Raw genomic sequence first — 12,547 nt, 5'->3', positions numbered from 1 at the left:
GTAGAACAGCATCGGTATATGATTTGTCCAATAGATACTTATTACCTACCGATATAGGACTTACCATGGGCAAGCTTAGTACACACGTTCTCGATATCACCGTCGGCAAACCAGGCGTCGGCGTCAAGGTGGCCTTGTACGCCGTCACGGCGCAGGGCCGCGAGTTGCTGAAAACCGACGTCACCAACGCCGACGGCCGTTGCGCCGTGCCGCTGCTGGAAGGCGCGACCATGAAGCCAGGGAAGTATGAGCTGGTGTTCGGCGCCGGCGCCTACTTCGCGGCGCAGGGTGTGGATCTGCCGGAACCGCGCTTTATCGACGAGGTGACGCTGGCCTTCGGCATCGCCAGCGCCGACCAGAACTACCACGTGCCGCTGGTCGTTTCGCCGTGGGCGTATTCGACCTATCGCGGCAGCTGATTATTTGGGTTTGCCGAGGTACTTGGCGAAGAAGGTCTCCATGCGCTGATAGACCTCGGCCCGGTTGGCGGTGTCGTAGAAGCCGTGGCCTTCGTAATCGACGTAGTACCATTCAGGCGGATGTCCGGCTTTTTCCAACGCCTCCTTCATGCGGAAGGCGTTCTCCTTCAGTGCCCGCTCGTCCTTGCCGCCATGGATCAGCAGCACCCCGGCCTTGATGCTGGCCGCCCGCCGCGTCGGCGAGAGGCGCGCCAGTTCGACCGGATCTTCACCGACCCAGCGCTTGTACGTATTGCTGGTCCGGGCCTCCAGGATCGACGCATCGCGTTTGTACAGCAGCGGCAAGTCGTAGACGCCCGCGTAGCCGACCGCGCACTTGAACAGGTCCGGCTCGCGCGCGGCCAGCGTCATCGCCGCGTAGCCGCCGAAGCTGGCGCCGTAGACGCACATGCGCGTGCCATCCACCTTGCCCTGCCCGACCGCCCACTGCACGCCATCGACCAGATCATCCATGATCTTGTCGCCCCACTGGCGATAGCCGGCTTGCATGAACCGGTCACCGCGCCCTCCCGATCCACGATAATTCACTTGCAGTACCGCGTAGCCACGGCTGGCCAGGAACTGCGCGTCGGTGTCGAAATACCAGTCGTCGAAGGGACCATGCGGCCCACCGTGCGGAATCAGGATCAGCGGTGGCTTGCCCTCGCCTTTGGCCGGCGGCATGGTCAGGAAGCCGTCGATACGCAGACCGTCGCGCGCCGTATAGCTGATCGGCAGGCGCGGCGCCATGGCGTCAGGATCGATCGCTGCCATGTAGGTCAGCAGCAGGTCGGCCTTGTTGGTCTTGCGGTCGTACAGATAGACCACGCCGGGATCGCGGTCGCTGTGCACCAGCGCCAGCAAGGTGTTGCCGTCGGCGGTGGCACTGATCAACTTGACGGAGGCGTCCGGGAACTGCGCGCTCAGGTCGCGATGCAGAACAGCATCCGGATGCGACGGCTCGATATAGACCATGCGCGGCCGGCCCGAATTGGTGAAGGCGCCGATCGGCGCGACACCTTTGGCATCGTACATCAGGTTGCCCATGCTGCCATGCGCATCCTCCGCGATCGTCTTGCGCTGGCCGGTGGCGACATTCTGGCGTATCAGCTTGCTCGCGCCACCGTTCTCCGAGTACCAGCCAATGAAATCTTTTTCGTCGGCGCTGAAGGCGGCGGGCACCAGCCGCGTTCCCTTGGGCTGCTCCTCGACGCTCCATTTTTCGGTGGCCTCGTCAAAGCGCCACAGCTGGAAAAGCCCTTGTTTGTCGCTGGACGCCGCGTAGCCGGGCTTGTCATTGTGGTGCAGGATGAAGCTGGCGTCGGGCGACGGCAGTTCAGCCATCAGCTTGCGGATGGCATTGCGGCTGTCAAAGTCGTAAAGCGCGCTGTATTCATGCTCCCACGGATAGCTCGCAATATATACGTGGCCGTTACGCACCTCCGGCGTGCCAACGACCGTGGCATAGGCCCAATCGTTGCCGTAACGGGCATTTTGCTTGGACAGCGTGAGCATCTGGTAACCATGCATGTAGATTTGATGCGTACCGTCGTAGTCCATCGCCACGACCTCGCCGTTGCGCCGCGGCGCCTCGCGGGAGCCGTACTCTTTCGCTTGCTCGACCACCACGCGGGTATTGCTGGTCCATTCGTAACTGGCCGGCACGATAAACGCGGGCATGCGCACCGTGCTTTCCAAGGTCATGCCCGGCAAGCTGAAGAACGACAGCATAGGCACCGTGCGCGCGCCTTGTCGCACACGTACGGTCACGGCCAGATGCTTGCCGTCGGGCGAGATTTGCGGGTTGTTGTACTGATCTTCCTCGACAAAGGCCTGGATCGGTATCAACGCGGGCGCTGCGCCCTGGGACATCAACGGCAATATCGCGCAGATCGCGCTGGCCAGTATTCTTTTCATTTATTGCCCCAGTATTTTTGATTTCCAAAAATACTACCATGCTTGACAAACTTATCAAAAGATAACAATTGGAGAGAATTCAGCCGCGCCAGACGCGCATCGGCTAAGATGCCGGCACTATGACTGGAACTAATTCGGCGCTGATTGCGTCCTTTCTGCAACAAGCCGTGGAACTGCATCAGCAGGGCCGGCTGGAGCCGGCACAGGCCTTGTACCGCCAGGTGCTGGAACTTGACCCGCGCCAATTCGACGCGCTGCATCTGCTGGGCGTGATCGCCCGCCAGCAAGGCGACGCGCTGGCGGCCATCGCGCTGATCTCGCAAGCGATCGAAGTCGATGGCATGCAAGCCAAGGCCCACTCCAATCTCGGCGTGGCGCTGCTCGACGCCGGCCGCGCCGACGAGGCGCTGACCAGCCACGACCGCGCCATTGCCCTGCAAGCCGATTACGCGATGGCATGGAGCAATCGCGGCAACGCGCTGCGCCGGCTGGGCCGGCTCGATGAAGCACTGCTGAGCTACCAGCGCGCGCTGGCGATCCAGCCCTCCTACGCCGAAGCCCACTGCAACCGCGCCATCGTGCTGCAAGACCAGGGCCGCTATCTCGACGCGCTGGGCGCGGCGGAAGATGCGCTGCATATTAAAGACCGCAACGCCGACGCCTGGTTCGCGCGCGGCAACGCGCTGCACTGCCTGCGCCTGCTGCCGGAAGCGGTGGAAAGCTTCGACCGCGCCATCCATCTGCGGCCGCAATGGGCCGAGGCCTACAACGGCCAGGGCGCGGCCTTGCAGCGGCTGGGCATCTTCGACGCCGCGCTGGACAGCTACGACCAGGCGCTGGCGCTCAAGCCGGACTACGCGCTGGCCCACTACGCGCGCGGCAACACGCTGCGCTCGATGCAGCGCAATGACGAGGCCATCGCCGCTTACCGCGCCGCGCTGGCGCATGGCGACAATCCCGAAACCATCGCCTTCGCGCTGGCCTCGCTGGGCGTGGGCGACACGCCCGCCGTACTGCCGGCCGACTACGTGCGCTCGCTGTTCGACCAGTACGCCAACCACTTCGACCAGCATCTGGTGGAAGTGCTGGACTACCAGACGCCATCCTATCTGGATGGGCTGATCCGCAGCAGCGTAGGCGCGGAACAGCTGGATACGCTGGACCTGGGCTGCGGCACCGGCCTGTGCGGACCGTACCTGAAGGCTTACTCGCGCAGCCTGGCGGGCGTCGACCTGTCTCAGCAGATGCTGGACAAGGCCGCCGAGCGCCAGCTGTACGACAGCCTGGCCCGCGACGACCTGGTGAGCTACCTGGACGGCCAGCACGATGCATGGGACCTGGCGGTGGCGGCCGACGTCTTCGTCTACATCGGCGACCTGGCGCCGGTCTTCGCCGGCGTGCAACGCGCCTTGCGCGAGGGCGGCCACTTCTGCTTCACGGTCGAAGCGGGCGACGGCGCCGACTTCGTGCTGCTGCCATCGAACCGCTACGCCCACACGCAGGCCTACATCGAGCGCCTGGCCGCCGCGACCGGCTTCCAGCTCAAAGCCGCCGAATCACTGACCGCCCGCCAGGAAAACGGCGCCCCCACCGCCGCCCTCGCCATCATGTTGCAAAAACCCCGGGGTCAAGTCTGACATTCGGACACGTGCTCAGCCGTTGCGGCCGCCTACGACTGAGCACGTGTCCGATTGTCAGACTTGACCCCCAGCTAAGATAGGCAAACTTGCATGTAAGCCGGGCTTGCCTTAGAATCCGTAGCTCTGTGGCCACGTTTTTGGCCATGTCGTCTGGGCCGGTGCAGTGATCAGGCCGACCAGTTTCCCATGCAAGATTCTTTACGGTGACCCTTGGATACCGTGCCGTTTTGGGTGCAATTTCTTGCGCTCGCCCTCCTGATACTGTGCTCGGCCTTCTTCGCCATGGCCGAAACCGCGCTGATGGCGGCCAACCGCTATCGCCTGCGCCATATGGCCAAGCGCGGCAGCCGCGGCGCCATCACCACCCTGTGGCTGCTCGACCGCACCGACAAGCTGCTGTCGCTGGTGCTGATCGCCAATACGCTGATCAACGCCATGGCCACCGCGCTGGTCACCGCCATCGCCATCCAGTCCTTCGGCCATGACGACAACGTCATCACCATCTCCACCGGCGTGGTGGCCTTCCTGCTGATCGTGTTCGCCGAGATTTCGCCGAAAGTCATCGGCGCCACCTTCCCGGAAAAGATCGCCCTGCCCACCAGCATGGTGCTCAAGCCGCTGATGACGCTGGCCAAGCCGGTGATCTGGTTCGTCAACCTGTTCGTCTCGCTGGTGCTCAAGCTGTTCCGCATCAAGGCCGGCGCCCACGCGCACGAGGCGCGCCTGTCGCCGGAAGAGCTGCGCTCGATCGTGCTGGAAGGCGGCAACTTCATCCCGCAAAAACACAAGAGCATCCTGCTCAACCTGTTCGACCTGGAAACCATCTCGGTCGAGGACATCATGACGCCGCGCTCGCAGATCGAGGCGCTGAACCTGGAGCTGACGGTCGACGAAATCAAGCGCGAGCTGACCACCTGCTACCACAACAAGCTGCCCGTCTATGAAGGCGAGATCAACCGCATCATCGGCATCCTGCACGTGCGCAAGGCGGTGGCGCTGCTGAACCAGGAAGACGAGCTGACGATCGAGCATTTCCGCGAGCTGCTGAGCACGCCCTACTTCATCCCGCAGGACACCGGCGTCTTCACCCAGCTCCAGTACTTCCAGGAGAACAAGGAAAGGCTGGGCATCATCGTCGACGAGTACGGCGAGGTGCAGGGCCTGGTCACCCTGGACGATATCATCGAGGAAATGATCGGTGAATTTACGACATCGATGCCGGGCGCGGCCCGCGCCGATACCTTCGGCTGGACCGAGCAAGGCGAGTGCCTGCTGGAAGGCGCGACCGCGCTGCGCGACATCAACAAGCGCCTCGGCCTGAACTTCCCGCTGGACGGCCCCAAGACCCTGAACGGCCTGATGCTGGAACTGTTGCAAGAAATTCCAGACGCGCCGATCAGCATCAAGGTCGCCAACTGCATCATCGAAGTGGTGCAAGTGCACGACCAGGCCATCAAAGTCGTCAAATTGATACGCCCCTCCGGAAAGCGCGCCCACTAATCCGCGCACTCGTGCGGCAAACGCAACACTGGGGAGTACAATCGTTTCCTCGGGGCGACAAACGGCTTTACAAATATGATGCCTGAGAGCATCATTCCGTGATCCAGCCCTCTCCATCCAGCAGACGCACCTATGGCAGCAGTCCTACCCAACGCCGCGCCAGGCGCCCCGATGCCGGGGCTGGCTCGGGCATTGATGCAAGCCGGGCGCCTTTCCGCGGCCCAGGCCGACATGCTGCAAAAAAAATCCGTCGCCGACAAGCACGCCTTCATTGACGTGCTGCTGGCCAGCGGCGCCATCGACGCCCGCGCGCTCGCCATGTTCTGCTCCGAAACCTTCGCCTATCCGCTGATGGATGTGCAGGCACTCAACATCGACGCGCTGCCGGGCAAGATCATCGACAACAAGCTGATGCAGGCGCAGCGCGTGATCGCGCTGGCCAAGCGCGGCAACAAGATGTCGGTGGCGATTTCCGATCCGACCAATATCCAGGCGCTGGACCAGATCAAGTTCCAGACCGAGTCCACGGTCGAACCCATCATCGTCGCCCACGACGCGCTGCTGCAACTGCTGGCGCGCCTGAACAAGGACAGCGAACAAGCCATCAGCGACCTCGGCGGCGACGAGTCCGACATCCAGTTCGCCGAGGAAGAGGCCGCCGCCGACACGGCCGCCGACGCCGGCGCCAACGATGTCGAGGACGCGCCGGTGGTGCGCTTCCTCAACAAGATGCTGATGGACGCCGTCAACATGGGCGCCTCGGACTTGCACTTCGAACCATTCGAGAAATTCTACCGCGTGCGCTTCCGCGTCGACGGCGTGCTGATGGAGCACGCCCAGCCGCCGATCTCGATCAAGGAAAAGCTGGTTTCGCGCATCAAGGTGCTGGCCAAGCTGGACATCTCGGAAAAGCGCATCCCGCAGGACGGCCGCATGCGCCTGATCGTGTCGCCGACCAAGACCATCGATCTGCGTATCTCGACCCTGCCGACCTTGTTCGGCGAGAAGACCGTGATGCGTATCCTCGACGCCACCCAGGCGCAGATGGGCATCGACGCGCTGGGCTACGACCCGGACCAGAAGGAACTGCTGCTCGACGCCATCCAGCGCCCCTACGGCATGGTGCTGGTGACCGGGCCTACCGGTTCCGGCAAGACGGTGTCGCTGTACACCTGTTTGAACGTGATCAACAAGCCGGGCATCAACATCTCCACCGCCGAAGATCCGGCCGAGATCAACCTGCCGGGCGTGAACCAGGTCAACGTCAACGACAAGGCCGGCCTGACCTTCCCGGTGGCGCTGAAGTCTTTCCTGCGCCAGGATCCGGACATCATCATGGTCGGCGAGATCCGCGACCTGGAAACGGCCGACATCGCCATCAAGGCGGCGCAGACCGGCCACATGGTGTTCTCCACGCTGCACACCAACGACGCGCCGTCGACGCTGACGCGCCTGATGAACATGGGCGTGGCGCCGTTCAACATCGCCTCGTCGGTGATCCTGATCACCGCGCAGCGGCTGGCGCGCCGGCTGTGCACCTGCAAGCAGCCGGTGGAGATTTCCAACGACCTGCTGCTCAAGGCCGGCTTCAAGCAACATGAGCTGGACGGCAGCTGGAAGCCTTACGGCCCGGTCGGCTGCGAGCGCTGCAACGGCGGCGGCTACAAGGGCCGGGTCGGCATCTACCAGATCATGCCGATCACGCCCGCCATCGAAGCGATCATCCTGGCCAACGGCAACGCCATGCAAATCGCCGCGCAGTCGGAAGCGGAAGGCGTGAAGTCGCTGCGCGGGTCAGGCCTGGTGAAGGTCAGGAACGGCTTGACCAGCCTCGAAGAAGTGCTCGGCTGTACCAACGAATAGGACAACTCTCCATGGCGACATCGGGCAACGCGGGCAACCAGGTCAAGGAATCGATCTTCTCCTGGGAAGGCAAGGACAAGAGCGGCAAGACCGTGCGCGGCGAGCTGCGCGCCGGCGGCGAGGCCGTGGTCAACGTCACCCTGCGCCGCCAGGGCATCATGGTCACCAAGGTCAAGAAAAAAGCCTACCGCAGCGGCAAGAAAATCACCGACAAGGACATCTCGCTGTTCACGCGCCAGCTGGCGACGATGATGAAGGCCGGCGTGCCGCTGCTGCAATCGTTCGACATCGTCGGCAAGGGCCACTCCAATCCATCGGTGTCCAAGCTGGTGATGGACTTGCGCGCGGATATCGAGACCGGCACCAGCCTGAACCAGGCGTTCCGCAAGTTCCCGCTGTACTTCGATCCGCTGTTCTGCAACCTGGTGGGCGCGGGCGAACAGGCCGGTATCCTGGAGGACTTGCTGACACGGCTGGCGATCTACAAGGAAAAAACGCTGGCCATGAAGGCCAAGATCAAGTCGGCGCTGATGTATCCGGTGTCGATCCTGGCGGTGGCCTTCATCGTCACGGCGGTGATCATGATCTGGGTGGTGCCGGCGTTCAAGGAAGTGTTCAAGAGCTTCGGCGCCAACCTGCCGGCGCCGACGCTGTTCGTGATGGCGATCTCGGAATTCTTCGTGGCCTGGTGGTATCTGATTTTCGGCAGCGTCTTCGGCGCCATCTACTTCTTCTTCCGAGCGTGGCAGCGCTCGCTGCAGATGCAGCGCTTCATGGACCGCCTGCTGCTGCGCCTGCCGGTGTTCGGCGACGTGATCCGCAAGGCCACCATCGCCCGCTGGACCCGCACCCTGGCCACCATGTTCGCCGCCGGCGTGCCGCTGGTGGAGTCGCTCGATTCGGTGGGCGGCGCGGCCGGCAACGCCGTGTACCTGGACGCCACCCGCAAGATCCAGAACGAGGTCAGCACCGGCACCAGCCTGACGGTGGCGATGCAGAACGCCGACGTGTTCCCGAATATGGTGACGCAGATGGTGGCCATCGGCGAGGAGTCCGGCTCGCTGGACGCCATGCTGGGCAAGGTGGCCGACTTCTACGAGGAGGAAGTGGACGAGGCCGTGGCCTCGCTGTCGAGCCTGATGGAACCGGCCATCATGGTGATCCTGGGCGTGCTGATCGGCGGCCTGGTGGTGGCCATGTACCTGCCGATCTTCAAGCTCGGTTCGGTGGTTTAGTGGACTGTAACGCCGCCATGCGGTTGCGCGCCTCGGCCAGCGCCTCGTCGGCCTGGTCGAGGATGGCTTCGATGGCGGCGCGCTCGTTGCAGCCCTCCGGCAGCCGATGGCTGACGCTTTGAAAGCGCAGGATCAAGCCCTGCATATTTTGCAGCAGCGTATCCTGCACCGCCGCCATGGCGCGTTCGCGCTCCGCCAGCTGCGCCAGCCGGCGCCGGTGACGGCGCCCGGCGGCGAGCAGGCAGGCCAGCAGCACGCCCAAAAGCAAGAGGGTAAGCGGGAACAAAAGCGGACTCCACGAGGCGGGGTGGCAGGTTCTCCACCTTGCCCGAATTCCAACTTGATTTCCATATCTCCAAGGAGGGGCTTGCGGCGGATGGCACGCGTTGAAAAACCGTTCCGCAATGTTGCCGTAATGCTTTAATATGAGCCACTGTATTTACCCATGCGGCCCGACCTATGCCTGAACCAACCTTGTTGTTTGCCCCCGCCGGCGAGCTCGCCATCAGCCTGATCGCCGGCCTGTTCGGCCTGCTGTTCGGCAGTTTCCTGAACGTGGTGATCCACCGCCTGCCGAAAATGATGCAGCGCGAATCGGACAACTATTGCGCCGTCGAGGCCGGCAAGGAAGAGCCGCACACCACCCGCTACAACCTGATGGTGCCGCGCTCGGCCTGCCCGCACTGCCAGCACCAGATCACCGCGCTGGAAAACATCCCGGTGGTCAGCTACCTGGTCCTGCGCGGCAAATGCAGCAACTGCAAGGCGCCGATCTCGGCCCGCTACCCGGCCATCGAGACGCTGACCGGCGTGCTGTCGGCGGTGGTGGTGTGGCACTTCGGCAGCGGCTGGGCCGGCCTGGCCGGCCTGCTGTTCCTGTACCTGCTGATCGCCATGACCTTCATCGACTTCGACACCCAGCTGCTGCCGGACGACCTGACCTATCCGCTGATCTGGGCCGGGCTGCTGCTGAACATCAACGGCACCTTCGCCACGCTGCACGACGCCGTCATCGGCGCGGCGGCCGGCTATCTGGCGCTGTGGTCCGTCAATTGGGCGTATAAACTGGTGCGTCACCGCGACGGCATGGGCTATGGCGACTTCAAGCTGCTGGCCGCGCTGGGCGCGTGGATGGGCTGGGCGACGCTGCCGGCCATCGTGCTGATGTCGTCGCTGGTGGGCTCGGTGGTCGGCATCGCGCTGATGGTGGTCAACCGCCGCGGCTTCGATCTGCAGATCCCGTTCGGCCCTTACCTGGCGGCGGCCGGCCTGATCATCTTCCTGTACCGCGAGCCGATCATGGCGATTACCCGCACCTTCTATCCTTACCTGTAAGCCACCGATGAGCACACTGCCCTTCTCCATCGGCCTGACCGGCGGCATCGGCAGCGGCAAGAGCACGGTGGCCGATATGTTCGCCGCGCGCGGCGCCAGCGTGGTCGACACCGACCAGATCGCCCACACCCTGACCGCGCCCGGCGGCGCCGCGATGCCGGCCATCGTCGCCGAGTTCGGCGCCGAATTCGCCGACGCCACTGGCGCGCTCGACCGCGCCCGCATGCGCAGCCTGGTGTTTGCCGACGCCGGCGCCAAGACCCGCCTCGAAGCCATCCTGCACCCCCGCATCCGCGACGCCGCGCTGGCCGCCGCCGAGGCCGCCACCGGCAGCTACGTGATCTTCGCCGTGCCGTTGCTGGTCGAATCGGGCACTTGGCGTGCGCGGGTGACGCGCGTACTCGCGGTAGACTGTCCGGAGGAAGTGCAAATTGCGCGCGTGATGGCGCGTAACAATCTGCCGGAAACCCAGGTGCGCGCCATCATGGCGGCGCAGGCCAGCCGCCAGCAACGGCTGGAAGCGGCGGACGACATTATCGAAAATGGCGGTGGAATCGAGGCTTTGGAGCCCCAAATCGCCCGACTTCACGATTTATATCTGGCATTTTCGAAAAGAACGGCGACAATACCTTCGCAACGTTTGTAATTTTGCTTGGCTTGCTTCAAAATCACGGGAATTAATCGCAAGTCCAACTACTGAGGGATGTTATTTTGATTGTCTACGAATATCCTTTCAACGAGCGCATCCGCACGTTGTTGCGATTAGAGGATCTGTACGAGAAATTCAAGTTCTTTGTGCATCAAGAACACCCTATGCAGCACCACGTCGCCTTGGCGACCATCTTCGACATGCTGGAGGTGGCCGGCCGCGCCGACCTGAAATCCGACCTGTTGCAAGAACTGGAACGCCAGCGCCAATCGCTGCTGGGTTACCGCATGAACCCCAATGTACAAGCGGAAACGCTGGACGCCATCCTGGCCGAGCTGGACGGCGTCAGCAGCGCGCTGGTCGCGGCCCAGGGCAAGACCGGCCAGAACGTGCGCGACAACGAATGGCTGATGAGCATCCGCGGCCGCACCATCATTCCCGGCGGCGCCTGCGAGTTCGACCTGCCGTCCTACTACGCCTGGCAGAAGCGTCCGGCCGAGCAGCGCTTCAACGACATCGCCACCTGGTTCGCGCCGCTTGCGCCGCTGTTCGACGCGCTGGGCCTGGTGCTGCGCCTGCTGCGCGATTCCGGCGGACCGGTCAAGATGATCGCCGTGGCCGGCAGTTATCAGCAAATGTTGCAGGGCAAGGTCTACCAGATGCTGCGGTTGACGCTGGACGAATCGCTGGGCGCGATCCCGGAGATCTCGGCCAACAAGTACATGTTGTGGGTGCGTTTCACCTCGCAGGGCGGCGACCTGAAACCCAAGCCGCTGGAAGATGATGTACCATTCGAGCTCACCCTCTGTAACTTTTAAAGAATTATCATGGCCACCGTAGTTGACTGCCCTACCTGCTCCGCCAAAGTGGAGTGGAAGGAAGAGAATAAATTCCGTCCGTTCTGCTCGGAACGCTGCAAACAAATCGATCTCGGCGCCTGGGCCGAGGAAAAGTACGCCATCCCGGCCGCGCCACCCGTCGATCCCAACGACGAGGAATAAGCCCTGCTCACAGCAGGGAAATAAAGAAGGCGATCAAGCTCATCAGCAGGAAAGCCTTCACTTCCAGATACACCAGCGCTACCCAGCGCGCCGCCAGCACCAGCCAGCTTCCGCCGTACATGCGGCGCATGGCGAACAGCATGTACACGGCCAGCGCAAACAGCGCAATCGGTGCGCCATACTCCGTCACTTCCGCCAGCAGCATCCACGCCAGGAAGTCCAGCAGGGCGAAGGTCTGCAGGTGCATCGAAAACACCAGGTGCTCGCCATAGCGCCAGCCGGTCCCCGCGTTGAGCAGCTTGAGGAAGAGCGCAACGACTGGAATCAGACACAGTATCAGCGTCGGCCCGAGCTTCAGCCAGGGCTTCCACAAGACGCCGGCCTTTGCTTCGCTGGGCAGCGCCTCGTACTTGTCCAGATGTTCGCGGAATGTCGGGCTGATCCGTTCAAACACGTCCACCAATAGTTTCGTGGCCAGCGGCTTTTCCAGTGGCTTAGCGTCCTGGGTTTGCACCGTGGCCGGCTTGCTCTCAGGCTGTGTGTTTTCGACCAGATGCGTCTGCAGCTTCAGCGCGCCGAACACCAGCATCGACACCGTCAACAGCAGGCGCAAGGGATCGATATGGCGCATGCGGCGGCCGCAGATGAAGTCGACCGTCAGTTTGCCCGGGCGCAGCAGCAGATCGCCGAAGGTGCGCCACAGCTTGCTTTCCGCCGCGACGAAGTGGCCGATGAAGTGATGGATGAATTCGCCGGCCGAGGCCACGTGCAGATGGCTGCTCTGGCCGCACTGGCTGCAATACTTGCCGTCCACCGGGGCGGCACAGTCGTGGCAGGAACCGGCGTGGCGCGGACGTACTTGATGGGCTTGCGGGCCGAGACTGAACAATTTCATTGACGAGCGGGATAGCGAAACAGGCAGCCATCATAGGCAGAGCGGCAAACTTAG

The 12,547-nt window shown here is 63.1% G+C and carries 12 protein-coding genes; 9 read left to right on the top strand and 3 right to left on the bottom strand.

Translation table 11 applies throughout. The annotated features are described in order from the left end of the window. Nucleotides 1-65: 65 nt before the first annotated feature. Nucleotides 66-419 carry a hydroxyisourate hydrolase gene (gene uraH / locus V6M89_RS00825; protein ID WP_332851375.1) on the top strand — a complete coding sequence of 118 codons (354 nt, stop codon included), beginning with the start codon at nt 66-68 and terminating at the stop codon, nt 417-419. On the opposite strand, the gene V6M89_RS00820 is transcribed toward uraH, so the two are convergent. Further along, nucleotides 420-2,375, bottom strand: coding sequence for an alpha/beta hydrolase family protein (locus V6M89_RS00820; protein ID WP_332851374.1), 1,956 nt, complete (start codon nt 2,373-2,375; stop codon nt 420-422). A 119-nt stretch (nt 2,376-2,494) separates the two neighbouring features. Here V6M89_RS00820 and V6M89_RS00815 point away from each other — a divergent pair, with 119 nt between their 5' ends. The 4 genes from V6M89_RS00815 (at nt 2,495) to V6M89_RS00800 (ending at nt 8,613) form a co-directional block, all read left to right on the top strand. Then, nucleotides 2,495-4,012 carry a tetratricopeptide repeat protein gene (locus V6M89_RS00815; protein WP_332851373.1) on the top strand — a complete coding sequence of 506 codons (1,518 nt, stop codon included), beginning with the start codon at nt 2,495-2,497 and terminating at the stop codon, nt 4,010-4,012. Nucleotides 4,013-4,225: 213 nt separating this feature from the next. Then, nucleotides 4,226-5,515 carry an HlyC/CorC family transporter gene (locus V6M89_RS00810; protein WP_332851372.1) on the top strand — a complete coding sequence of 430 codons (1,290 nt, stop codon included), beginning with the start codon at nt 4,226-4,228 and terminating at the stop codon, nt 5,513-5,515. A gap of 132 nt (nt 5,516-5,647) precedes the next feature. After that, nucleotides 5,648-7,378, top strand: coding sequence for a type IV-A pilus assembly ATPase PilB (gene pilB / locus V6M89_RS00805; RefSeq protein WP_332851371.1), 1,731 nt, complete (start codon nt 5,648-5,650; stop codon nt 7,376-7,378). An 11-nt stretch (nt 7,379-7,389) separates the two neighbouring features. Then, a complete protein-coding gene (locus tag V6M89_RS00800) occupies nt 7,390-8,613 on the top strand; it encodes a type II secretion system F family protein (protein ID WP_332851370.1) in 1,224 nt (407 codons plus the stop codon). Here the strand turns inward: V6M89_RS00800 and V6M89_RS00795 are convergent. Next, nucleotides 8,591-8,899: a hypothetical protein gene (locus tag V6M89_RS00795; protein ID WP_332851369.1), complete on the bottom strand. Its 309-nt coding sequence runs from the start codon at nt 8,897-8,899 to the stop codon at nt 8,591-8,593. The genes V6M89_RS00800 and V6M89_RS00795 overlap by 23 nt on opposite strands. A gap of 173 nt (nt 8,900-9,072) precedes the next feature. On the opposite strand from V6M89_RS00795, the gene V6M89_RS00790 reads away from it, so the two are divergent. The 4 genes from V6M89_RS00790 (at nt 9,073) to yacG (ending at nt 11,598) form a co-directional block, all read left to right on the top strand. Further along, nucleotides 9,073-9,948, top strand: coding sequence for a prepilin peptidase (locus V6M89_RS00790; RefSeq protein ID WP_332851368.1), 876 nt, complete (start codon nt 9,073-9,075; stop codon nt 9,946-9,948). 7 nt (nt 9,949-9,955) lie between these two features. Further along, nucleotides 9,956-10,594, top strand: a complete 639-nt coding sequence (gene coaE / locus V6M89_RS00785; RefSeq protein ID WP_332851367.1) for a dephospho-CoA kinase — start codon at nt 9,956-9,958, stop codon at nt 10,592-10,594. A 65-nt stretch (nt 10,595-10,659) separates the two neighbouring features. Continuing rightward, the gene (gene zapD / locus V6M89_RS00780) at nt 10,660-11,415 is read left to right on the top strand and encodes a cell division protein ZapD (RefSeq protein WP_008445477.1); all 756 of its coding nucleotides are present in this window, start codon (nt 10,660-10,662) and stop codon (nt 11,413-11,415) included. 9 nt (nt 11,416-11,424) lie between these two features. After that, entirely contained in the window at nt 11,425-11,598 is a 174-nt protein-coding gene (gene yacG, locus V6M89_RS00775) for a DNA gyrase inhibitor YacG (RefSeq protein WP_008445476.1), read from the top strand. A 7-nt stretch (nt 11,599-11,605) separates the two neighbouring features. Here yacG and V6M89_RS00770 read toward each other — a convergent pair whose 3' ends face one another. Next, the gene (locus V6M89_RS00770; protein WP_332851366.1) at nt 11,606-12,493 is read right to left on the bottom strand and encodes a DUF3667 domain-containing protein; all 888 of its coding nucleotides are present in this window, start codon (nt 12,491-12,493) and stop codon (nt 11,606-11,608) included. Between the last annotated feature and the right edge of the window lie 54 nt (nt 12,494-12,547).

Origin of the sequence: Duganella sp. S19_KUP01_CR8 (assembly GCF_036688705.1) — a bacterium.
GTDB lineage: Bacteria > Pseudomonadota > Gammaproteobacteria > Burkholderiales > Burkholderiaceae_D > Rugamonas.
The sequence above is the reverse complement of the archived record's forward strand: the minus strand, read 5'-3'. Positions and strand labels throughout refer to the sequence as shown.